The 23,881-nt window shown below is 45.2% G+C and carries 14 protein-coding genes; 5 read left to right on the top strand and 9 right to left on the bottom strand.

Annotated elements, in window-relative coordinates; translation table 11 throughout:
• Positions 1-31: 31 nt before the first annotated feature.
• Together LZZ85_RS02760 and LZZ85_RS02755 are read right to left on the bottom strand one after the other, a co-directional pair.
• A complete protein-coding gene (locus LZZ85_RS02760) occupies positions 32-781 on the bottom strand; it encodes a LytR/AlgR family response regulator transcription factor (RefSeq protein ID WP_237868402.1) in 750 nt (249 codons plus the stop codon).
• A gap of 12 nt (positions 782-793) precedes the next feature.
• Positions 794-4,348, bottom strand: a complete 3,555-nt coding sequence (locus LZZ85_RS02755) for a histidine kinase (RefSeq protein ID WP_237868401.1) — start codon at positions 4,346-4,348, stop codon at positions 794-796.
• A gap of 64 nt (positions 4,349-4,412) precedes the next feature.
• On the opposite strand from LZZ85_RS02755, the gene LZZ85_RS02750 reads away from it, so the two are divergent.
• Positions 4,413-4,661: a hypothetical protein gene (locus LZZ85_RS02750; RefSeq protein WP_237868400.1), complete on the top strand. Its 249-nt coding sequence runs from the start codon at positions 4,413-4,415 to the stop codon at positions 4,659-4,661.
• Between the two features lie 51 nt (positions 4,662-4,712).
• Here the strand turns inward: LZZ85_RS02750 and typA are convergent, their stop codons facing one another.
• On the bottom strand, positions 4,713-6,521 hold the full coding sequence (gene typA / locus LZZ85_RS02745; RefSeq protein WP_237868399.1) for a translational GTPase TypA: 1,809 nt from the start codon (positions 6,519-6,521) through the stop codon (positions 4,713-4,715).
• 266 nt (positions 6,522-6,787) lie between these two features.
• Here typA and LZZ85_RS02740 point away from each other — a divergent pair, with 266 nt between their 5' ends.
• A complete protein-coding gene (locus LZZ85_RS02740; protein ID WP_237868398.1) occupies positions 6,788-7,771 on the top strand; it encodes an alpha/beta hydrolase in 984 nt (327 codons plus the stop codon).
• 125 nt (positions 7,772-7,896) lie between these two features.
• On the opposite strand, the gene LZZ85_RS02735 is transcribed toward LZZ85_RS02740, so the two are convergent.
• The 4 genes from LZZ85_RS02735 to LZZ85_RS02720 all read right to left on the bottom strand — a co-directional run bounded on the left by LZZ85_RS02735 (position 7,897) and on the right by LZZ85_RS02720 (position 11,594).
• A complete protein-coding gene (locus LZZ85_RS02735; protein ID WP_237868397.1) occupies positions 7,897-8,805 on the bottom strand; it encodes a bestrophin family protein in 909 nt (302 codons plus the stop codon).
• A gap of 19 nt (positions 8,806-8,824) precedes the next feature.
• Complete coding sequence (locus tag LZZ85_RS02730) at positions 8,825-9,313, bottom strand: universal stress protein (protein ID WP_237868396.1); 489 nt, start codon at positions 9,311-9,313, stop codon at positions 8,825-8,827.
• Between the two features lie 224 nt (positions 9,314-9,537).
• Positions 9,538-10,917, bottom strand: a complete 1,380-nt coding sequence (locus LZZ85_RS02725; protein ID WP_237868395.1) for a HAMP domain-containing sensor histidine kinase — start codon at positions 10,915-10,917, stop codon at positions 9,538-9,540.
• Positions 10,914-11,594: a response regulator transcription factor gene (locus LZZ85_RS02720; RefSeq protein ID WP_237868394.1), complete on the bottom strand. Its 681-nt coding sequence runs from the start codon at positions 11,592-11,594 to the stop codon at positions 10,914-10,916. The genes LZZ85_RS02725 and LZZ85_RS02720 overlap by 4 nt, the downstream gene beginning before the upstream one ends.
• Positions 11,595-12,417: 823 nt before the next feature.
• On the opposite strand from LZZ85_RS02720, the gene LZZ85_RS02715 reads away from it, so the two are divergent.
• On the top strand, positions 12,418-13,821 hold the full coding sequence (locus LZZ85_RS02715) for a Gfo/Idh/MocA family protein (protein ID WP_237868393.1): 1,404 nt from the start codon (positions 12,418-12,420) through the stop codon (positions 13,819-13,821).
• Positions 13,822-13,987: 166 nt separating this feature from the next.
• On the opposite strand, the gene tamL is transcribed toward LZZ85_RS02715, so the two are convergent.
• Complete coding sequence (gene tamL / locus LZZ85_RS02710) at positions 13,988-16,306, bottom strand: translocation and assembly module lipoprotein TamL (RefSeq protein ID WP_237868392.1); 2,319 nt, start codon at positions 16,304-16,306, stop codon at positions 13,988-13,990.
• Positions 16,307-16,315: 9 nt separating this feature from the next.
• Positions 16,316-21,412 (bottom strand): translocation/assembly module TamB domain-containing protein, encoded by a 5,097-nt coding sequence (locus tag LZZ85_RS02705; RefSeq protein ID WP_237868391.1) that lies wholly within the window; start codon positions 21,410-21,412, stop codon positions 16,316-16,318.
• 291 nt (positions 21,413-21,703) lie between these two features.
• Here LZZ85_RS02705 and LZZ85_RS02700 point away from each other — a divergent pair, with 291 nt between their 5' ends.
• Together LZZ85_RS02700 and LZZ85_RS02695 are read left to right on the top strand one after the other, a co-directional pair.
• Positions 21,704-22,753 carry a 3-oxoacyl-ACP synthase III family protein gene (locus tag LZZ85_RS02700; RefSeq protein ID WP_237868390.1) on the top strand — a complete coding sequence of 350 codons (1,050 nt, stop codon included), beginning with the start codon at positions 21,704-21,706 and terminating at the stop codon, positions 22,751-22,753.
• Positions 22,754-22,771: 18 nt separating this feature from the next.
• Positions 22,772-23,683 carry a diacylglycerol/lipid kinase family protein gene (locus tag LZZ85_RS02695; RefSeq protein ID WP_237868389.1) on the top strand — a complete coding sequence of 304 codons (912 nt, stop codon included), beginning with the start codon at positions 22,772-22,774 and terminating at the stop codon, positions 23,681-23,683.
• Positions 23,684-23,881 lie beyond the last annotated feature (198 nt).

Below are 23,881 nucleotides of genomic sequence, written 5' to 3'. Positions count from 1 at the left end.
CTAAAAATGGATACGGTTGTAGTTTAGGGTGTTAAAATCTTGAAAACAGCTCCATGAATTCCTGGCGGCGGTTTCTTGAAATATTTATAGTTGCATCATTGTCCATTACGATATAGCCGCCATCACCACGGACGAATTTTTTGATCCTGTTGATATTGATCAGAAAGGAACTGTGTACACGATAGAAATCCGGACCGCTTAAAGCTTCGTCAATTTCTTTCAGCACTTTCGATACAAGGATCTTTTTCCCACCAGACAACACAACATGAGTGTAATTGCTCTCTGCTTCACAGTAAACAATGTCCTGGGTTGACACAAATACAAGACCATCACCCGTGGTCAGCGCGATCCGTTGAGGAGTCGGTTTTGCCGGCTGATGAATGTTCTGCAGCAACAGGTCGAATTGCTCGCGCGTTGGCACGTTTTTTCTTTCTTCGATGCGCTCGATCGTTGCCTTAAGATCATCCGGATCAACAGGCTTGAGCAAATAGTTCAACGCGGCATATTTGAATGCCTTGATCGCAAACTGATCGTAGGCTGTACAAAAAACTACATCAAAAAAGAGTTTATCAAATTGCTCCAGCATATCGAAGCCATTCATCTTGGGCATTTCAATATCCAGAAAAACAACATCGGGCCTGGTGGCATTAATGGCAGCGATGCCTTCTTCGGCAGAGCTGCACATGCCAACGATCTCCACCTGCGGGCAATACGTTTTCAATAACCACTCCATCATTTCAAGAGCGTTTTTTTCGTCGTCTACCAAAATACATTTTATCATACTAATCAGTTTTTACCCGTCTATAGGGATTTTAAGGATTACTTTTGTGCCGGCAGGTTCACCATCGCTTGCTATCAGATCAAGCACTTCGACGGAAGCCTCTGCCTGTATTTGCTTATTCAAAAGAGCCAGCCTGTCTTCGGTCAGCTTCATTCCCAGCGATTTTTTTGTCGGTGCAGACTTACTCCTTAACTCCTTTGCTTTTTCACGGCCAACACCATTGTCTTCGATCGAACATTCCAGCAGGCAATTACTTTCACGGCTGATATGAATGGTCAGATGTCCTGCCGTTTCCTTATGCAGCAGTCCATGCCAGATGGCGTTCTCTACATACGGCTGGATGATCAGCGGCGGTACATAAATGCTGTCTGACTGAACCCCTTCTCCCAGTGTGATCTTGTAAGAGAACTTCTTATCGAAACGGATGCTCTCCATTTCGATATACAAGCGGAGTGCTTCCATTTCATTCGAGAGCGTGACCGATTTGCTGTTTGAATTGTCAAGGATCAGCCGGATCAGTTTTGCAAACCGCGTAAGGTAAAGCGAAGCTGTTGCCTGATCGCTTTTTACAATGTACCTGTTGATCGAGTTGAGACAGTTAAAAATGAAATGTGGATTCATTTGTGCCCTTAGTGCCTGCATTTCCACATCGGCCATTTTCTTCTGCGTGTCCATCAATATCGCTTCTGCTTTCGCCCGTTCCGCTTCTGCTTTTGCTTTAACTATTTTATTTGCACACAAGGACGCAATTGTTGTGAGGATCGACAAATGCTTTTGAGTAAAGAACCCTTTTTTTGAGTGTTCGCAGTCTATTACGCCTAAAACGCGACCGTTCGAGATGATCGGGACGGTGATCTCGGAAAACCGGCGTTCGTCATCTACAATATAACGCGGGTCTTTTGTCGTATCTGGGATGAGCTCGGCTTTGCCGCTTGCCGCAACAGAACCGGTAATACCTTTACCCAGCGGGATCTCCATGGGTTCTTTTATTTCAAAAGAAGCAGGGCTTTTGGGGCCATGCGCTGCCCGCTGGATAAGGACCTTCCGTTCGTGATCCAGCAGATAGATCACACAATCTTCAAAATGAAGACGACCGATGCAGTTCTTCGCCACATCCCAAAGAATCGCTTTAACGGAGTTAGTTTCATAAATGCTCGCTGCAAAATAATTGATGGCCTGTTCTGCCTCCAGCTCCTCCTGCTTTTCCTGGATCTTCTTATTCCTGTTCCGCACAACCATCCAGATAATGCTTGCCGCGGCGATGACAAGTACGCTGATAAACCACCACGCCATCCAGTACGGCGATTTTATTTCAAAGAGGAACGAGTTCTTTGCGTCCACCCAATCCACCCGGTTGAGACTTGCCTGAACCTTCAGCCTGTAATTCCCCGGCGGCAATGATGTGAACCTGACGACATTGTTATTGCCAAGATATTTCCAGTCCTTATCAAATCCTTCCAGTTGATACCGATAAGTGACTTTCTCCGCATTGTTGAAATATGCTACGGCAAATTCGACTTCCATCGACCGATCAGTATAAGGGATCGAAACTTCATTAGCGAAGGAGTAGATCAGCGAATCCTTATTCCCGATCGATGCCTGGTTAATGTATACCTGGAAAGATTCTGCTGGGGGTGTGAACGTATCCGGGTTCCAGTAATTGATGCCGTTCACTCCGCCGAAATACAACACACCCTGCCGGTCACGGAACCAACTGTTTCCATTAAAACCATAGCCCTGTACGTTATCTGAGTAGTCAAACAGATTAAGTTTGAACGTTGCCGGGTCATATCGATAGATCCCGTTTTGCGAGCTGGCCCAGATCACCTCATGATCATCCTGGTAGATCGTATAAAGATTGACATGATCAAATACATTCGTTTCCTTTTCGATCACAATTTTACCCTGATGATATCTCGCTGTATATAATCCCTGTTCACAGGAAAACAACAACCGGTCATTTGACGTCATAAATGAGCTGGTAATGATCTGTGCAGATGCGTCAGGGAATAGCGATTTTTGGAGATAGCGATAATTTGAATCGAGACAATGCAATCCACGGTTAGTAGTGATCCAGATGATCCCATCTTTGCCCTGATGCGCAAAGTTGGGATTTTCAAAAGTGATCATTGCCAGAGGCAATTGGACCAGCTGATAGGTTTTTGCACTGATGACATATATTCCCCTTCTCCCCATCACGATACCATCGCCATTGTTCAATTTTGCAATATCATCGATAAAGTCAGTTTCGCTTAAGGTCTTTACACTGTCTGATGCATACACGGGCCTGCGGTATTTCCGCGTAGCGGGATCATAGATCCACATGCCCTTGTCAGTAGGGCCGAGAATGATATTCTTTCCATCATACATCAGTCCTCTTACCGAAGGATGATTTAGTTTATCATTTCTATCCTGGGACGGGAGGAAGAATTCCAGGTCACGCCTGTTTGCCTTCCATGACACAAATCCGTTGCCGGTAGCGAGCCAAAGATTGCCTTTTTCATCCTCTTCAATTTTGCGGATATTATCGATACCTGCAGGAAGCTCATCGTTTAGCTGCCGGATGCGCGCAAGACCAATAGGAGAATTTTTGATGGCAAAACGGGCAACACCATCGATCGTTGCCATCCATGCATAGCCGTCATTGTCAAGATAAAGATGGTTAACGTAATCGCTGGTTCCAACCTTCCGGCCATTAAGGAAAAAGTGCGGGTGGCAGAACTCTTTGGTTTTGTTGTTGTACTCGTAGATGCCTTCCCTTGATGCGATCAGAAAGCGGTTAGGTATAAACTCGACCATGCTTCTTACAGAGAAGAACGCGAAGCCCGGTTTTTTTAACGCGGCAGGTAATTCGATCACATGCTCTGTTTTCTCCTTAAAATTGACCCAGTAAGTTTTATTGTCCCAGCTGCTGACGGCAATACTGTCTCTGCTTACCGGGTAAAGACGGTTAAAGTCCAGCGAAGGAATACTGTCGATCTCTGTTGAATGAATATCATAGCGTACAATATGATGCCCACTCTGGTAAAACAGCAGGTCATCGTGCAATACAGAAAGAGGCAGGGCAAAGATCGCGGGCATCGGAAGTTTATTCACCCATGGTTTGAACAAGCCCGCTGCTGCATCATATTTGAAAATGCCTTTACTCGTTAAGAGTACGATGGTTTTATCGTTCAATTGAAAGACGGGGCCCGAAATGATCGATGAGTCGGGAGAAGAGAGATACACCTGCCTGAAGTCGCCGTTCTCTTCCGAAAAAAGATAGATCTTATTAGACCCGGTTACCCAGATATGCCCCGCTTCGTCACACAGCAGGTTATCCAGCAATTGTCCCTGCTTGAATGTAACCGTACGTTTTCCGTCAAACCGCTGTACCTGCCGTCGGTATAAGACCCAAAGACATCCTTTTTTATCGCGCGAAACGGAAGAGATGGTACCGGGTTGAATACCGGAAGTGTAGTCAAATAATTGAAGATGATAGTCCGGCAATTGTGCGCAGGCCGTACCAGCCATTGTGACCAATACGATCGCGAAAAGCAACTGCCTTATTGAAAATGCTTTTTTCAAGGAAGGTTATTAGTTCAAATTACAGATAAACGCGGTAAGGTCAATGGTTAATGGTCGTACAGGAATGAAATTTAAGAAGATAGGGAGGATGGTGGCGGAATTTCGAGTGAATGGCCGGAATGGGTTAGTGGAATGTGGGAAATTCCGTTTCAAGCGTTGGCCCAGGTTCCTGCAATTCACCCCGGATCTTCTTCTTCCTTATATTGAAAACTCACCTGGCCGTCAGGCATTCCCTGCCTGGATGCGATCAGACAAGAGAGCAGGTGGTTGCCATAAGCCGATCTGTGTGGTCTGCCGGAACCTGAATCAATAAAAAAAGCGGCACCTTCCGGTACCGCTTCTTTTTATTGATTCAGCTATCTGATTAAACAGCTGCGCCCATTTTCTTACTTTGTTTCAGCCTTTCATTTTCGTCCAGGATCACTTTACGCATCCGGATGAAGTTCGGCGTTACCTCGATGCACTCGTCCTGCTGGATATACTCCATGCATTCTTCCAGCGTCATCAACGTTTTTGGAGCGATACGTGTAGCGTCATCACTACCGCTTGCACGGTGGTTCGTCAGCTTTTTACCTTCCGTCGCGTTTACTACGAGATCGCCTGGTTTAATGTTTTCTGCAATGATCTGTCCTACATAAACATCTTCACCCGGGTCTACGAAGAAGGTTCCGCGGTCCTGCAGTTTATCGATAGAGTAACCGGTAGTTTTTTCCGTATTCTTTGACAGCAAAACACCGTTGTTACGTCCGGGGATTGGCCCTTTCCATGGCTTGTATTCGCTGAAACGGTGAGCCATTACAGCTTCGCCGGTTGTAGCAGTCAGCATTTGCGTACGCAGACCGATCAGACCACGTGAAGGGATGTCAAACTCCAGGTGTTGCATTTCACCTTTTGTTTCCATGATCAGCATTTCACCTTTACGGCGAGTAACAAGATCGATCACCTTACTTGCAAACTCCTGAGGTACGTCGACCACCAGGTTCTCGTACGGCTCACATTTTTTACCATCGATATCTTTCACGATAACCTGAGGCTGACCAACAGTCAACTCATATCCTTCACGACGCATTGTTTCGATCAGGATACCGAGGTGAAGGATACCACGACCATAAACGATCAGGCTATCACCATCAGGGCTATCCGTAACCCGCAATGCGAGGTTCTTTTCAGTTTCTTTTGCCAAACGGTCACGCAGGTGACGGCTTGTAACGAATTTTCCGTCTTTACCGAAGAATGGAGAGTTGTTAACAGAGAACAACATGTTCATCGTTGGCTCATCCACGCTGATCACCGGTAATGCTTCAGGGTTTTCAGAATCAGCGATGGTATCACCGATGTTGAAATCTTCAATACCTACCACAGCGCAAAGGTCACCAGCGAAAACTTCTGTAGCTTTTTTCTTACCCATTCCTTCGAACACATAAAGCTCACGCACTTTGGTCTTTTTAATAGTGCCGTTAGCCTGCATCAACACCACGTTCTGACCTTCTCTGATTGAACCGCGGCTAACTTTTCCGATAGCGATACGGCCAAGGAACGATGAGTAATCCAGTGAAGTGATCTGCATCTGCACCGGACCTTCATTTACTTTTGGTGGTGGAACATATTTAAGAATACCATCCAGCAAAGGATTGATATTGTCGATCTGAGTGAGTGAATCATTGAACCAGCCGTTCTTACCGCTTCCGTAGAAGGTAGGGAAGTCAAGCTGATCTTCAGATGCGTCGAGGTTGAAGAACAGTTCGAAAACCGCGTCATGCACTTCGTCAGGGCGGCAGTTAGGTTTATCTACCTTATTAATTACAACGATCGGCTTCAGGTTCAGCGACAACGCTTTCTGAAGTACGAAACGGGTTTGAGGCATTGGCCCTTCGAAGGCGTCAACCAAAAGGATCACACCATCAGCCATTTTCAATACCCTTTCCACTTCACCACCGAAGTCGGCGTGACCTGGAGTATCGATTACATTGATTTTTACGCCTTTATAAGTTACCGCCGCATTCTTACTGAAGATAGTGATCCCGCGTTCTCTTTCGAGATCGTTGCTATCCATGATCAATTCACCGGTTTCCTGGTTGTCCCGGAATACCTTGGTAGCGTGTAAGATTTTGTCCACCAGCGTCGTTTTACCGTGGTCAACGTGCGCGATGATGGCGATGTTTCTGATTTCCATTGTTTTACGTTTTGGGCAAAAGCCCATTTTTTTGAAGGTGCAAAGGTACGCTAATTTAGTCGGCGGGGCAAGAAGTGAGGGACATTTAACTTGAAGATAGCTTTAGGTGCCAATTGTCCGTTGACAGTTGACCGCGTTTTTCAACGAGATCTCGTTTAGTGTCTCAGAACTACCGGACAACGGACAACGGATAACGGGTAACGAATTAATGTATTCTTAAACCTCAATCCAGCCATATTTATATTAGCTTTATCAAAACCAATTATATGAAATTCGCCAAATGGCTGGGTCTCATTCTCTTGATACTGATCGTTGTATACTTTCTCGGACCGCGTCCAAAGCCTCCCGTGTATGATCCGTCATTGCCAGCTGTGCCCGAAACGGCTATGCTAACCCAATACGTGTCAGCCGGCGAATCACATCATAAAATAAAGCCCGATAACGAAGCCCGGATCATCTGGGCTAACGACTCAGTACGGCAGGCAACGGAATATTCAGTGGTTTACCTGCACGGGTTTTCAGCCAGCCAGGAAGAGGGAGATCCCGTTCACCAATTCTTTGCTTCAAGGTTCGGCTGTAACCTGTACCTGGCGAGACTGGCAGAACATGGAATTGATACAACGGAACCGCTTGCGGCAATGACAGCTGATAAACTCTGGAACTCCGCCAAAGAAGCTTATGCGATCGGAAAAAAGCTGGGGAAGAAAGTGATCCTCATGGGAACGTCCACCGGCGGCACACTTGCGCTCAAACTCGCGGCCGAATATCCTGAGATCGCAGGACTGATCCTCCTGTCACCCAATATCGCGATCAATGACCCGCTCGCCTGGGTTGCCAATAATCACTGGGGATTAACCGTTGCGCGAATGGTAAAAGGGAAGTACAATGAGGATCATGATACAGCTCTGCTGAATACCCGCTACTGGAATTCAAAATACAGGATGGAAGCCGTTTCTGAATTACAGGAATTGCTGGAAACAACAATGAAAGCTTCACTGTTTGAAAAGATCAAACAGCCTGCGCTGCTTCTTTATTATTATAAGGACGAAGATCACCAGGATCCAACGGTAAAAGTTTCTGCGATGCAGAGAATGTTCCGGCAGCTTGGAACACCCGATAGCCTGAAAAGAGAAGCCGCTCTGCCGAATACACAAGCTCATGTGATCGGGTCCTATATTAAATCGAAAGATGTGGATGGGGTGAAGAAGGAGTGTATCTTATTTGGAGAGAATATTTTGCATTTACAGTAATTCTTATTCCGCACTGAGAAGTATCGCAAAGTCCGCAAAGAAAACGCAAAGGGCGCAACGAAATCTTGAGATAAACGTTGCGCCCTTTGCGTTTTCTTTGCGGACTTTGCGTACTTACTTACCCTCTATAAAACATAGAACTTGTTGTTCTCCTTCACTTCAAGTATCTCCTGGTCACGCAACATCTGTGTGAGGTTCTTTTCAATATTTCTTGCAATGGTTGTTACCGGCGTATCCGTTGGTTTATTCTCAAACGGATCCTGCAGGTGGATCGCCATTTTTTCTATCAACAGGAACGATGTCGCAATGGCCACAACAACGGGTACTTCAAAAATTCCGAAATACTGGATCACCGCAAAAGGAAGGAATGCTATAAACAACAGCATAGAAAAATGAATATACATGCTGTATGTAACCGGGAAGACCGTATTCTTGATCCGCTCACATTTTCCCATTGCATCACAAAGGCGGGTTAATGTTCTGTCCATTTCCACTTGCTGAAAACGGTTGATCCAACCCTGCTCAAGGCCAACCCGCAGATCGCGTGCATGCAATTCAAGCAATGCACCAGGTACGTGATCATAGTGACGGATAAAATCCATCTCCTGTCGTGTAAGATATTTATCCAATCCGCGTGTGGCGTTTTGCCCGCGAAGCATTTGTCCAAGACTGTAGTTCCAGGCAATCTGGCGACGGATCATCCGCTCCCGGTATTGCTGCACTTCATCTCCTTCGAACACAACTTCAGTAAAGCAGAGTACCTGCCTGGAAAGTGTTCTGGAATCGTTTACAATACCACCCCAGATATGCCTGGCTTCCCACCAGCGATCATAAGCCTGGTTACTCCGGAAACCGAGCAACAGCGAGATAACCGTCCCCATAATAGTTGGGATCGCAATAGGAATGGAGATCCTCGTGACATGGAAGTTCTCATAGATGATCGTAATGATCACCGAGTAAAGGGTAATAAGTATTAATTCCGTTCTGATTTTCCCCATGATATAGGAAAACGGAATATTCTTTTTTAACAGCATAAGCCTTTCGGATTTGTAATTAATTGATCAGCACTGCAACAGCTTCTGCAAGTGGTGCTGCACTGTGAACCACCGTTCTTCTTCTCGCCAATTCTGTGATCACAGGAATGCCACTTTTCTTAAACAGTTTAACAGGGTTAACACTTTGCGAGGTAACCGGGTTGAACACGAAATGATCTGGACAAACAATCATATCAATATCATTTGCGTCGATAAAATTTCTGAACAATGGCACAGTTGAACCATACAAATGACGGACATGGATATTCTGCACTACGCGTGCATTAGAGGTTTTAATACGCTTACATGCGTTGCGGAATTCATCCGTCAGCAAATGCGCATAAGGTACCCGCGTACCGTTGCCTAACCGGTCAGGCGCATTTATGTTCATATCAAATGCATGAAACAGTATAATGTTAGCAGTTTGATCATCCAATGCAGCCACCGCTCTTTCCACCAGGTTAAGTGATTCAATGCTGAAATCAGTTGGGATCAGTACATTTCTCATTTTCGTTGTTTTAATAATGAAGGAAATAAACAGATCACAAAGTTGCAACACAGACATTACAGACGTCTAATAATTGAATTAAGGGATATTAAAATGTAGATAAGAAAGAAATTAGAGAGAGTGATAAGTTGCTGGTTTCTTATGCTTAGTTCTTAGATGTTTTTAATAATACGCAAATCCACTATCGTAGGATCATCGTGTTCTTACTAATAAAAACAGAGTGATCAGGCCTTTGCAAGTGGAAGCAATACAGTCACTTCTGTCCCTCTTCCTTCTTCGGAGGCAACCTTGATATTACCATCATGCTGCCTTATAATATTCATTGATAAGGGCAAGCCAACACCATACCCTTTGAACGAACTTGTGTTGGATGCACGGAAGAATGGTACGAACACATGTTTGATGTCATCATGCGGAATACCGATGCCTATATCGGATATTTTTATCACGCCCTGGTCACCAGGGCAGGTCAGCTTTACTTCTACCGGCTGATTGTTGGAATATTTGCATGCATTAAGAATGATATTACTGATGGCAAGTTTCAATAACTGCAAATTACCGTTTACCAAAAGCCGGTTCTCATCCATTGGCATATCCTGGAGCACCAGCCTGATATGGTTTTCAGGGTCGATCCTGTCGATCGTTCCTTTTATATCGAACAATAATTCGTCGAGGCGTACAGGAACATATCCTTCCCTGTTCTTATTAAAACCAGATTGTGCAAGGCTCAGCAGTGCAGTCGTTAGCGTCTCAAGTCTTTCTGCTTCACGCAGGATCACTTCCAGCGACTGCCGGTAATCTTCCGCCTTCCTTTCTTTTGAAAGAGTGATATCAGCTTCACCGATTATCGCGGTAAGCGGGGTCTTCAACTCATGTGACGCATTACTTACAAAGTTATTCTGGATCTCGAAAGACGTTTCAAGCCTGTCCAGCATGCGGTTAAATGTCTTGGTCAGCTCCGCGATCTCATCTTTGCCCCGCCCCTTTTGTTCTTCCAGCCGCATGGAAAGATTTTCAACCCCAATACTTTTAACTCTCGCAATAATATCCCGGAATGGTTTAAATGCTTTCCTGGAGAAGAAAAAGCTGACGGTGAATACCAGGATCACTTTACCCACAAGGGCTATAAGCAGGATGCGTTTAAGGTTTTTCAATGCCTGCAAACCGTACAGGTTTACGGCAGACTTAACCATCACATACTTTTCATTTCCAACAGCTAATCCCCGCCCTGCATAATACACATCATCTTTCTTATAGAAAACAGTGGTATCTGTTTGAATAGCTTCGTTATAAAAGGCGTTTGGCAGAGCCAGGCCATCAGGGATCCTGAAGCTGTCTTTCCGGTGATTTGCCACAACCAGGTATTCGCGTTCATTAGGCAGCACTTCCAGATACTGCTGACGCAACTCTGTGTAGGCTGCGGAAGAAGTGGTGTCTTTCTCGAAATGGATTTTTGCAGCGACGATCACGCGCAACTCCAGTCTTTTTTTGAAGTCGTTGGAGGTGTCACGTGTGGCCACATAATAAATAATAGCGTTCAACAGCAGGATCACTGCTGCGGCAAGCACCGTAAAAAGAATGGCTGTCTGAGTCTGTATTTTCATACTGAAGGTTCCTTCATCACGTAACCCATGCCGATCACGGTTTGGATCAGTTTAACGGGTCCGGCTTTGTCGATTTTCTTTCTGAGATAATTCACATATACATCCACCACGTTTGTTCCCATATTGAAATCAATACCCCATACATTTTCCAGCATATCAAGCCTGGACACAACGCGGCCTTTGTTGCGCAGCAGGTACTCGAGTAAGCGGTATTCTGTTGAGGTGAGAGTAATATCCTGGCCGCCGCGTTGAACGGTTTTGGCAGTAAGGTTCATTTCCAGATCAGAAAGCTTCAATATTTCCACCGGATCAGATGGCAAGCCGCGTCTTGACAATGACCGGAGCCTCGCGGAAAGTTCGCGGAATTTGAATGGCTTCGTAATATAATCGTCTGCACCCGCATCGAGCCCGGTTACAACATTTTCTGTTGTACCAAGCGCCGTCAGCATCAGCACGGGCGTATGATTCTTTTGCTGGCGCAATTGTTTGCAAAGCTCGATCCCGTTCAACCCGGGAAGCATCACGTCCAGTATGATAATATTAAAAGGGTGATCGGTTGCCATCTGCAGGCCGATCTTTCCATCCGGAGCGATCGTCACTGTATAGCCCTCTTCTGTAAGTCCTTTATTTAACATCGTAGCAACCGCAGGTTCATCTTCTACAAGTAATATGTTCATACGTAGGGTGGTTTTGGGTAAAAGTATAACTGAATAACGGGCCGATAAGCGGAAGGTTAAACATATAACAGCGGTTTGGTCAAAAACCCTTTTCTCCAGTACATAAACTATCCCTAATTACATGATTATCAGTCGGCCCCATGAAATTAGAGAAAAATTAGAGAGTAATTAAATCTTATTAAGAGATCGATCCCTGCCGATTTTGCTTGAGCCCTCCAGAACTGACCAACCAGCCAGCCTATGCAAAACTGCTTGCCAAAGCCCTATTTTGCTGTACACATACGGAATTGCAGCCGGGAAGGATTGAATAACGGGCCGCCCCTTACTTTGCGCCATACTGACATTGTCACACCCCGTTGTTCCGACTTCCCCTGTTCAACCCTTATTCGAAATTCGGGCTGCAAAAACCGGGCATATGATGCGACTGGGTTTCTCAGGCGTTTCCAGTTCAGCGCCGTAATGACACGAGCTGCGGGAGATGTATCTGGCCAGCCTTTGTAAATGTGTAGAAACGCGGATCGCTTTCTAACAGGCATATATTGCCGGCATATCTGCGGTGCTTCATCTGTGTTCATCTGCGGAAGCCCTTGCGCCAGCCTTCAATCTACGTTGCGAACGCCAACCAGTATTCAAACATTAGGATTTCCTAATACAGGCAATATATTTCCGGTCACACAGTTATATAAAAGTTAAGAGAGTTTAAAAAATCCATATCCGGTGAATTTATCTGTTAGTGGTATCGGTGATTTTATATTTAATGGCTAATTTTAATACAGCTTTCATCCGACCACCATCCGGATCCGTTCACTAAAATTGTTTTCTCATGTATTCTTCTTCGAGATGGTCACGCCGTAACTTACTTAAAGCATTTGGAATTACAGTTGGTGGCAGCTTTTTCCCTTTTTCACTCTGGGGAAAAACAGAAACCGGTGAAAGGCTTATCCTGCCGGATAACCCTTTGCATAAGCCACTCGCTAAACCAGTAACAGCGATCACGCTTGGCGCGGGAGCCCGTGGAAATGTGTATGGTGACTATTCTGTCGAATACCCGGAGCAGCTGGATATTGTGGGTGTTGCCGAACCCATTCCCCTTCGTAATGAACGATACGCAAAAAAACATAAGATCGCTGATGCAAACCGGTTCAAGACCTGGGAAGATGTTTTCAAGAAACCAAAGTTTGCCGATGCGGTGATAATTTCCACTCCTGACCAGTTGCACTACGGACCATGTATGGCCGCTCTGAAAATGGGCTATCATATTCTGTTGGAAAAACCTATTTCTCCTTCAGAAAAAGAGTGCCGGGATATACTTGGCTTAGCCAAGAAAACAGGTAAAGTTGTGGCTGTTTGTCACGTGCTTCGCTATGCCCCATACTTCATCAAGCTTCGTGAATTAATGCAAAGCGGCGCGATCGGGGAGGTCATCAGTCTGCAACACCTCGAGCCGATCGAGCATACACATATGGCGCATTCTTACGTGCGCGGCAACTGGCATAATAGCAAAACGACCACGCCGATCCTTCTGGCGAAATCCTGTCACGATCTCGATATCATCAAATGGATGCTTGGCACAGAATCGCAAAGGATCCAGGCCTTCGGAGATCTGAAATGGTTCAAAAAAGAAAATGCCCCTGCGGGAAGTACGGCCCGCTGCACCGATGGATGTTCCGTCGAAAAAACATGCCCCTATTCCGCATTGAAACAATATTATCGTAAAAGACAACGTACATATGTTTTTGATCTGCCGGAAGACAAAGAAAAACAAGGTGATGCCATTATGGAGTTTCTGAAGACCAGCAATTACGGGCGTTGTGTTTACCGGATGGATAATGACCAGTGTGACCATTACACAACCAATATTCAGTTCCAGAACAACGTCACCGCCAGCTTCAGCATGGAAGCATTCACGCCCTGGGGTGGCCGACGAACCCGCGTAATGGGAAGCATGGGTTTCATCGAGGGAGATATGAGCAAGTTCACTATCTATGATTTCCGTACAGACACATCAAAAACACTGGAGAGTAAAGTGCTGGATGTGGAGAATTATAAAAATGAAGGTCATGGTGGTGGCGACTGGCGGCTGGTTGCAGATTGGGTACAGGCTGTATCACAGGAAAATCCCAGCCTGTTGACATCGACGATAGATGCCTCTATCGAAAGTCATGTAATGTGCTTTATGGCGGAAGAAAGCCGCATGAATCATAAAGTGATGGAAATAAAAATGTAACACAAAGAAGCCTTTCTAAATCTCCCCCTCCAGCAGAGACTTTAAGTCGTTTAATAAAGAAAGTTCAATTTCATAGCGGACATTATGTACGATATCGAATTGAACTTTTTTAAACAGGATTGTTAAGTCTCCCCTGAAGGGAGAGATTTAGAGGGGGACTCCCGAATCAGAACGGATATCCGATACCAATATTAAAGATCAGGTTCTGCCTTCTCCATGGGCCGCTTCCGAATTTAATTTCATCCAGCACCCACCGGTCTCCTTCCGGAAGGAATGGCTTACGCAGAGGGAACGCTACATCCAGTCGCAACACAAGGAACGATGCATCAAAGCGCAAACCAACGCCCGCATCCACAGCCAGCTCCTTCAGGAAGCTTTTGCTGAACCCTGCACCGGTTAATGAATCTTCGTGGGTCAGCCAAACGTTACCGGCATCGATGAAGATCGCTCCGTGTACAATGCTGAAAAGCTTTGTACGCAATTCTGTATTCAATTCCAGTTTCATATCACCAGGCTGGTCAGGAAGAAAACCTGTACTGATCGTATCACTTACGTAAGTACCTGGACCGACTGAGCGGCTTCTGAAACCACGCAAGCTGTTATTACCACCAGAAAAAAATTGCTTCACAAATGGTAATGACCGGGAATTGCCATAGGGCACCGAGCCACCAAGAATGATCCTGTTAGCAAGCACAGTCCATTTCGCCAGTTTTAAATAGTAACGGAAATCCGCTTCAAGCCGGATGTATTGTGAGAACTGTGCGTCAAAGATACTTTTAGGGTTGCTTTCTGAAGCACCTGTCAGAAGTCCTATAATATTTCCGGAAACGTCAGCATTACCATTGAAATAAATACCGGTTTTATAAATATTATCCTGGAGTTCGCTATAGTTATAGTTATATGTTGCGCCGAGAATAAATTGCTTTGCAATAGTTCTTCCAAGAATAGGATTTTTCGCAACGCTGTCCAGGTATTGATCTGATATGCTTGCGGGTTGTACATAAGTGATGGCGATGGGGTTGAATTTCTGTTCGTTCTTTATATCAGTTTTCCAGATATAGCCAAATGAAGCCTGGAAGGAGTTCATGGTATAAAGCTTGTTCCGGATGAGCTTTTCAAAGCCAAGTGCGATCTCTGTTCTTGGCACAAAACCGCCGGCATTATTCCATTTAATAAAAGGAACAACAAATCTTGGAATCGAGAGTGTCGACCTCAATCCATACCGGAATGTATTGTAACCGCGCAATTGTCCACCCACCTGCACCTCAAAACCTCCGGTTGCATCAATAGACAACAATTCGCCGCCATGGAAAGTGTTTCGCTTTCTCCATCCCAGCGTAATTGAAGAACCGGTAAGGTTGTTCGATTTGGTACTGCCGTTTATTTCAGCTCTTAAAGACTGACGCTGCATTGGCGTCATGTAATAATACACATTAAGTTTTGCTGAATCTCCTGGAACAGGCTCCATACGGTTTCTGACAAAACGGAATAACCCAAGGTTTACCAATCTGCTGACGGTTGCACTATGATCCGTCCGGTTGTATAATTCTCCTTTATGGAATTGAATTGCATCTTCAAAGATGCGCGGCTTATATTGCTTTTGCCTGTCAAGGACATAATAGCCGTCATAGAATATCATATCCTTTTTCGATGTATCCATGGCGTTGGCATTTGCGTTTGCATTTCCACTGCCTGTGTTTGGACGGAAAGTCGGAAAAAAGAAAATATCATTGATCGTATAAGGCTGCAATGATGTTGGCGCAATACCGGGTTTGACCTTAACTTTCAGATCAACCTGGTTATTGCCCGCCGTTGTATCCGTTTGAACGATAATAAAGTTGGGATCAAAGAAATAGTATCCTTTTTCTTTCAGTATGCCATCGATACGGATCCGCTCGCTCTTAATAGCTGCCAGGTCAAACGGATCTCCTTTTTTTAGTAAAGAGATTGAACTGTCTTCTGCAATAGCCTTCTGGATCAGGCCGGAAGTATCGAAAAAAACATTACGGTTCTTATATTGAATCCCTGTTTGAACGGTGTACTGTGCGGTGGCGGTTTTACCATCGATGGTAGTGTCGCCCTCCACCACAGCCTTGAAATACCCTGTATTTTCCAGCGTACTTTGCAATACCTGGATATTTCTTTCAACGTTGACATCACTTAGCAGAACCGGCGGTTCTCCCATTTTATTCTTTAACCACCCGCGCAGGGAAGTTTCCTTCTTTGGATTTCCGGCGAGATTGTACATAGACAGCTTGAACCGCATGCCCAGTATTTTTTTGTTCGGCTTCGGCCGCACAAGAGAATGCAGCTCACTCTCAAGTGATTTCTTTTTCTTTTTGGAGAGCTCTGTGCTGTCAATCTTAACTGTTGCACCTGTATACAATGCATCCCCTGCAGGAATCTTTTTAAGATTATTACAGGCACCGCCAATGATGGCGCAGGAAATAAGAAGATAAAAGTATTTAGCCTTTCGAAACATCATGCGTTTGGTTTATTCCGATCCTGATTCTGGTTTACGTGCCGGCGAAGTTGGTGCGGATTCCTTTTTCTGCTCACCTTCCTGACTTTGCTGCTCACGTAAGCGTTGCTGCCTGCGTCTTTCCCTTTCTTCGTCCCGTTTCTTTTTACTCTGGAATATCTGTTTGAATCTATTATAGTCGACCGTGATAATAAAACCAACGCCTGTCTCGGTTACATATCCATCGATCACACCCTGGTAATCATTATTTACGTAAGCACGAAGTTTATAGCGTCCATCCCGGCTTAATGCATAGTCAACAGCCACATTCCCGCCTATCATGGAGGAATTATTGGAAGCCTGTGGACCTTCGAGGGTAATATCACTACCGACCGTGACCGTCAGACGATCATCCAGTAAACGCTTGGATACACCGACGTTCAGATCTGTTCTGTCTTCCCTTGTTCCGCTTGTATAATCATCTGAAGATTCTATACCAAAATTGATATCCACGCCATCAACCAAGCCTTCTGCCAGACGGTTCAACTGATCTGCCATCAACGCACTCACACTTTGTTTGATGAGATTATTCGAGCCGCCGCCGCCGGAAGCAAGCGAGAATGGATTCTCCGGCACAAACCGGTTCATTAATAACAATGAAAAGACCTGTTTATTCATTTCTCCGGGTTGCTGACGCAATGTCTCAAGTTGTGTTCTTGTGAGCGTGATCACGTCTCCCTGAACACCATAGCTCCTGTTTTCCGGGAGAGTAATGTCGAAGCTGATATCCGGCTTCAGGAGCTCTCCCTGCATATTGAGGTGAACATCAAACGGAATGCGCTGAAGATAAAGGTTACGTGCGCTTTCATCATCAATAAGACCTTTTACCAGATCAAAAGGCGCAGCCTTTGATGTATAGATCGCGGTGATATCAACATTTGCAGAAGTCGGCTCTCCTTCCCAGGTGATCTTACTGCCTTTTTGAATATCAAACTTTCTTTTTAAGACGTTCAGTGAAAGTTGATAACTTCCTCCTTCCACTTCGTACACCCCCGTCATATTTATCTTTCCACTTGGGTCAATACCTGCGTTCAGATCGGCTTCTCCTCTTATGTTCAGCATGTCACCATTTGATTCGTCAATCACCAGTGAGAAGTCTGCAGCTCTGTCTACCTGTATATTAAGAGACACATCCATTCCTGTATATGTGGATGTATTGAGCGAGTCATATGCGACCATGAAGAGAGAGTCATCAACCGGCGCATCAAAATCCACAAACTCGATAATACCCTCTCTGTTTACAACACCCGGATCAGGCTGCGGTAAAACAATGGTCATTTTCGTTTTATCATTTACTGCCAGGCGGCCGTCAACCTTTGGCGCCTTATCAGTACCTGTCACTTTAAGATTGGTGTTAAAATAAAGCTGGCCATAGAAGAGTTTATTATCCTTCTTTGTACTGTTCAATGCACGGAAATCATTTGCGCGGATATCCAGATCAAATGCAAATGCTGTGTAATCTTTTGTAGTGATGGCTCCATTCAACGTCAACGGATTTCCCGCAGAATCTTTCACCTGGAACCGGTTGAAACGAAGGCCCTGCTCTGTGATCTCCAGCTTTTCATTCTCTATGTTGAAATAGTTGTTCAGCATTGCCACATTCAGACCAACCTGCTTGAAATTAAGGGCGCCGGTCACAGTTGGTTTTGTAGTAGTGCCGGCCACTTTGAATCGGCCGTCCAGATTTCCTTTTGTATCCCTCAGCATACCGCCGGAAAGGATCTCTGCGGTTTTCATTGGAAACTGCTTCAGGTCAATGACCGCATCAAAACTTGATGCCTTTGCATTAAAACTTCCGTCAATGGCCACATCATTCCCTTTTCCGCTCAGAGAGATGTTCGCCTGGTAAACGTCAGGATTATTGTTATTTACTTTTACGTCGATATTACCCAATGTGTCTTTGTGATAACTGAAATCACGAACATTCAGGTTTCCCGTAAACAAAGGCTGAGTGGTCAGGTTCTGCAGTTCCACATCCCCATTCAGTACGCCATCCATCATCATAGAATCAGACATGGCGATCTCCGTGATTGTTCCGATGCGGAAGTCTTTAAAGCTGACTTTCATCGGTGATGTGGGAGCAGGAGTGTTACTGTTAATACTCAATTGCTGACCGGTTCTGCTCAATGTAAAGTCTGTGGCATAGAAGCCTCCTGCCGATGCAACAACAATTTTGTTCTGCTGTGCCACCTGCCATGGATCATAATTAAGTAGCAGATCATTGGGGTTAAGGGAGAATAGGAGGTCTCCATTCGAAGCCTGTTCCAGTTTACCGCCGATCGCGTACCTGTCTTTTGCTTCTTTATCTTTTATTCCCAGATCAAAATCGATGATATTGTTAAGTACAGTTGCGTTCAGTACGGTACTGTCAAGCAGCAGACTGCTGCCGACCTTTATCTGTTGAGCCCCCAGCCTTACTGTTAAACCAGAATCGGCTGTATTAATGTCCATACGGAGATTCTGAATATGGTTTGCACCGATCAGGATCTCGTCAGACTTCAGCATTGCCTTTGCTTCCTGTTCAGAAGAGAACCGCGCTTCCAATGCCGTTCCTTTAATTTTTTGCAGACCCGGAACAAGCGAGCGCAGCAAGGGTTTATCCACCACATACGCGTTAAGCGTAAAATCGTAAGGCTCAGGTTTGGATGCAGGAGCTGTTTTTTCCGGACCGGACATGGCGTAGTACTTATCTATGGTCTGCATAAATACATCGCCCAGTTGAGTAAGTCGGTATTTTCCCTGCATCCGGGCATTTACAATATCACTGTTGAACTGCACATAGTTTCCTCCTTCTGATCTTCCTGCAAGCAGCTGGATCGTGTCAAGTTGTATACGTCGTTCTCCTTGCACAAGTACAGATTCCGTAACGAACAATTTTCCATCCAGGTCGTCGGGGTTCACTGTCGCAAAATCAGCACTTACTTTTCCATGATAGGTAAGAACGTCCGGAGTTAAATGCAGCTGATGTGCCTTCACGCTATCTACCATCAATTCCAGTTTCACAGCTGTGGGATACTGTTGTGAAAGATTGGCCGATGCATCCATGGCAAAATGGATGTTCGGATCCTGCATGGTCGCTTTTGCTGTCAGTTGCTGATTGGCGATCTCACCATCAATCAGCAGATCCTTATAAACATATTTATTATAGGTGGCGGAATGAAGTTGTCCTTTGATAGTGGCGTTGGCTGTTTTCATATCATAACCACGCCCTTTTGCGGTGAGAGAAAGATTTACTGGTCCATAGGCAGTATCCTTCATAAGCGCATTCAGGTTAAGACCTGAAGTTCTTAATACGAGATCATATTTCGCACGCTGGGCATTACCGTATTCACTCAGCAGGCCTTTAACAGAAACGTTTCCCATATCGGTGGTCAGCAACAGGTCGGTATTCATTTGCGAACCATTTCCTCTGATGGTTCCTGCAAGATTCATCCTGTTTGGCAGCGCGATATTGGATGGCAAAGTTCCTTTCGGTAAAAAAGACATGATATCCCGGCGGCTGCTGGAGAGTTCGCGTATGGCAAGATTTGCCTGGATCTTATTGGCTTCGGGTAAACCGGTGATCCTTCCGGAAACATCAACACGCGTGTCTGCAAATCCGGCGATCTTAAGCCGCTCGATCCGCAGATCAGAAACACGGCCTTCGATCTTACTATCGAGATACCAGGTTGCATCAGGTGAAGAAAAAGCAGGCTGCTCGCGAAGCATTGGCACAAAGGTTAGCACATCTTTCACCTGGATCTTGCTTCCGTCGATATCTGCATCGATCTGAAGGTTGCCGATATTTTCAGCAAGTGATTCAATGGATGCATAACGGATAGCAATATCTCTTTTGATCTCAGTTCCCGGTGTTTTGAGATAGAGATCATGTATGTATGCCTGGTTATTTGTATAAAGGAAATCTGCTTTTAACTGGTCCAGCTGAAACCCGCTTTGTTCTTTCATAGATGCTTTCGCAATGACCCCTGAGATCGAGTCATTGGTAAACACAAAGCGATCTACATCAAGCTCAGGGATGGCAGCATTCAAATGCAGATAGTCCATTCCATACGATTGACGGGGCATGTTATCATCATCAAACTTAACTGCAACCTGATCCAGTTGAAGGGAATTGACTGCAAAGCGGATGGGCGTCTTTCCTGATGCGGTATCGGGCGCAGTGTTCTTGCCTTTTGCGTTTGTATTTGCCCCGGCTTTTTTTCCCATCTGGATGCTGGCCTTTGTTTGCTGCAAAAGGATATCTCCGAGATCGAAGTTGATATTACCCAGATCCAGCTTTTTGGGCCGGATATTTAGCTTTCCAAGATCAACAGAGGCAAACATTGCATTAACACTGTCCCTGTAATCAACTTTTGATTTCTGCAGATCTATTTCGGTAAATTCAATCTGAAGCATGGGAGCGGTTGATCCTGCATTCTCGGTTTTTACTTCCTGTATTTCTTCTTCCGGAATAATGACCAGTGGCGTGGTTTGGATCACCCTGGCATCCAGTTCCTGAATAGACGTACGGGGGATGATAAAATGCATTTTATCGAGGTCAAACTTATCGATCCTCGTAAAGAAATGCCCGAGGCCGGTCTCCACATCATTGCCACTAACAATGTCTTTGTATACAAACCGGATCCGGTTCAGCTCGACTGATCCGATATCGACGGGCATACCTGCTGTGGTATCAGTTGTTTTTATTGAATCGGGCGAACTCCCACCGAAGGCATCGGCGATGAACTGGAAGTTAAAAGTTGTGTCGGGTAACTGTCGCTTTATTTTGGCAGTCGCATCTTCGAGCAGGACGCTATTGATCTGAAGTTTCTTGTCACCGAACAGTAATTTTCTGAAACTCATATTAACCCTGATCTTTCCCGCCGAGATCAATGTGTCTTTCGACTGATCTTCCAGATAAATATCATCGATGGCTATCTTACCGGAAAGCGTGATGAACAACCGTCCGATCTCAACACGGGTGTGCAGTTTATTTTCAAGATAATTAGTTGCTTTTCCCGTGATAAACCGCTGCACAGGTGGCGTGAGTATCAGTAGGAATACGACAACTATGAGCAAAAAAATCCACATGACAGTCTTTAGAACTATCCGTAGTATACGTTTGCCAATGCTTCTTTTCTTTGGTGCTTGCTCCATTCAGTATGCTTGTCCGGGAATCAAAGGGATGTATTGGTATTTAGAAAATATCATGCCTAGGATCGTTGCCCGTTGCCCGTTCATCGTTGTCCGGAGTACACTCACGCAAAGATAGTCCCACTTTTATGCCGGGTCGGACAACGCTGAACGGGCAACGGACAACGACCTGCATTGGTTCACTTTGAAACAGTTGCATTTTCTTCCTAAATTGCCTAAAAGATTGCTATGCCACGTACAAGAATAGGCGGAATAGGAATGTATGTTCCCGAAAATGTTGTGAAAAATGATGACCTGAAGCAGGTAATGGACACAAATGATGCATGGATACAGGAAAGAACGGGGATCAAAGAGCGTCGTTTTGCAACCCGCTTTGAGGATACAACCGCAACAATGGGTGCTGAAGCCGCAAAGATTGCGATGGAAAGGGCAGGAATTACGGCTGCGGATGTCGACTTTATCATTTTTGCCACGTTGAGCCCGGACTATTATTTTCCCGGCTGCGGTGTGCTGGTGCAGCGGATCCTTGGAATGAAAGAGATCGGGGCGCTGGATGTACGCAATCAATGCAGCGGCTTTTTATATGGTATCAGTATTGCCGACCAGTTCATTAAAACCGGCATGTATAAGAATATCCTGTTGATCGGATCGGAGACACATTCCTATGCCCTCGACTTTAGTACCAGGGGCCGGAACGTATCGGTGATCTTTGGAGACGGTGCCGGGGCAGTTATCCTGCAGCCAACCGAAAAAGATAACCAGGGCATTTTAAGCACGCATCTTCACAGCGATGGAAATGACGCAGAACTATTAAGTATGCCCAATCCCGGATTTCATGCAGGAAAGTTCTGGGATGATAAAAAACCCATTCAACCCGATCAACCATTCGGCGGTATGTTCATTACAGACGACCTGCTGAAGAAAGATGATCTCTACCCGAATATGGACGGACCGGCAGTCTTCAAAAAAGCGATCGTCAAATTTCCTGAGGTAATTATGGAAGCGCTGAACGAAAATGGACTGAAACCATCCGACATCGATATGCTGATCCCGCATCAGGCCAACCTGCGGATCGCACAATACGTGCAGCAGCTATTGCAACTCAAGGATCACCAGGTACATAATAATATCCAGAAGTATGGGAATACAACCGCCGCTTCCGTTCCCATCGCGCTCTGCGAAGCCTGGGAGATGGGTAAGATCCAGGAGGGAAACCTCGTTTGTCTCGCAGCTTTTGGCAGCGGCTTTACCTGGGGTAGCGCTTTATTGCGATGGTAATCTTAGCTTTGCAGCCTTATGGCCCGACATATATTGTACATCGTCAATCCCATTTCCGGCACCAGGACCAAAAAGGATCTCCGGAAGCTGATAGAGAAAAAGACAGCTGAACAGGGTATCCCTTACCAGATCTTTCCATCCGTGGCCAGCGGCGATTATAGTTTTTTAAATAGTTATATAGAGGAGAATAATGTAACGGATGTAGTGGTGGCAGGAGGTGACGGAACGGTCAGCCAGGTTGTTGCAAGCCTGATGGATTACCGGCTGAACTTTGGCATTATCCCCTGCGGCTCCGGAAATGGACTTGCCTATGCAGCTGGCATTCCGAAAAATCCGCAGAAAGCGCTTGATGTTGTTTTCTATGGCAAGGCCGTTCTCTCCGATGGTTTTTATATAAATAAACATTTCGCGTGCATGCTGTGCGGTCTCGGATTCGATGCCAAAGTAGCCCATGATTTTGCACAGCAACCCAAGCGCGGTTTGACCACCTATATCAAAGAAGTGGTAAAGAATTTCTTTTCTGCCTCAAGCTATACATTCGAATTAAAAATTCATGAGCGTAAATTTAAGACGGATGCGTTTTTTATAAGTGTTGCGAACAGTAACCAGTTTGGCAACAATTTTACGATCGCACCAAAAGCAAGTTTGAGTGATGGCAAGCTCGATATTGTTATTGTAACAGAACAAAGCAAACTGAGTTTACTGTTGCAAACATTCCGTCAGGTAATGGGCAAGATAAAGCTGCAACCTATTTCGGCTATTAATACGGAGAAGGCCGTGATCTATTTTCAAACAGATCATTTGTCTATTAAAAATATTGGAGAAGCTCCGCTACATATTGATGGAGATCCGGCAGAGACCCCTGAGAGTTTGGATATTGTGATAAAGAAAAAATGTTTCCGGCTATTGCAGATGGTAGAGGAAGAATAATCAAATACAAATTTGTATAGAAAAAGCGCAGAATTGTCTGCGCTTTTTTATTGCTCATAATCTGTTTTTTTTGCTCGTTGAAATTTGATTAAAAAAACGCGAACTGCTGAGGAAGATCACGAGGCATTCCCTTCGATTTTATCCAATTTGCTATAGCTATATGGCACTTGGAAAATGGGAATTGGAGCGAGATATAAC

The organism is Terrimonas ginsenosidimutans (assembly GCF_022012415.1).
Taxonomy (GTDB): domain Bacteria; phylum Bacteroidota; class Bacteroidia; order Chitinophagales; family Chitinophagaceae; genus Terrimonas_A; species Terrimonas_A ginsenosidimutans.
Note: the sequence above shows the minus strand (reverse complement) of the source record. Positions and strands in the feature narration are given on the sequence as shown.

Bases quoted from the DNA above. Each gene is read 5' to 3' on its own strand.
- LZZ85_RS02750 (WP_237868400.1), top strand. From the start codon at position 4,413: ATGAAATTTAAGAAGATAGGGAGGATGGTGGCGGAATTTCGAGTGAAT.
- LZZ85_RS02720 (WP_237868394.1), bottom strand. From the start codon at position 11,594: ATGAACATATTACTTGTAGAAGATGAACCTGCGGTTGCTACGATGTTA.
- LZZ85_RS02695 (WP_237868389.1), top strand. From the start codon at position 22,772: ATGGCCCGACATATATTGTACATCGTCAATCCCATTTCCGGCACCAGG.
- typA (WP_237868399.1), bottom strand. From the start codon at position 6,521: ATGGAAATCAGAAACATCGCCATCATCGCGCACGTTGACCACGGTAAA.
- LZZ85_RS02705 (WP_237868391.1), bottom strand. From the start codon at position 21,412: ATGTGGATTTTTTTGCTCATAGTTGTCGTATTCCTACTGATACTCACG.
- LZZ85_RS02740 (WP_237868398.1), top strand. From the start codon at position 6,788: ATGAAATTCGCCAAATGGCTGGGTCTCATTCTCTTGATACTGATCGTT.
- LZZ85_RS02760 (WP_237868402.1), bottom strand. From the start codon at position 781: ATGATAAAATGTATTTTGGTAGACGACGAAAAAAACGCTCTTGAAATG.
- LZZ85_RS02730 (WP_237868396.1), bottom strand. From the start codon at position 9,313: ATGAGAAATGTACTGATCCCAACTGATTTCAGCATTGAATCACTTAAC.
- LZZ85_RS02725 (WP_237868395.1), bottom strand. From the start codon at position 10,917: ATGAAAATACAGACTCAGACAGCCATTCTTTTTACGGTGCTTGCCGCA.
- tamL (WP_237868392.1), bottom strand. From the start codon at position 16,306: ATGATGTTTCGAAAGGCTAAATACTTTTATCTTCTTATTTCCTGCGCC.
- LZZ85_RS02735 (WP_237868397.1), bottom strand. From the start codon at position 8,805: ATGCTGTTAAAAAAGAATATTCCGTTTTCCTATATCATGGGGAAAATC.
- LZZ85_RS02700 (WP_237868390.1), top strand. From the start codon at position 21,704: ATGCCACGTACAAGAATAGGCGGAATAGGAATGTATGTTCCCGAAAAT.
- LZZ85_RS02715 (WP_237868393.1), top strand. From the start codon at position 12,418: ATGTATTCTTCTTCGAGATGGTCACGCCGTAACTTACTTAAAGCATTT.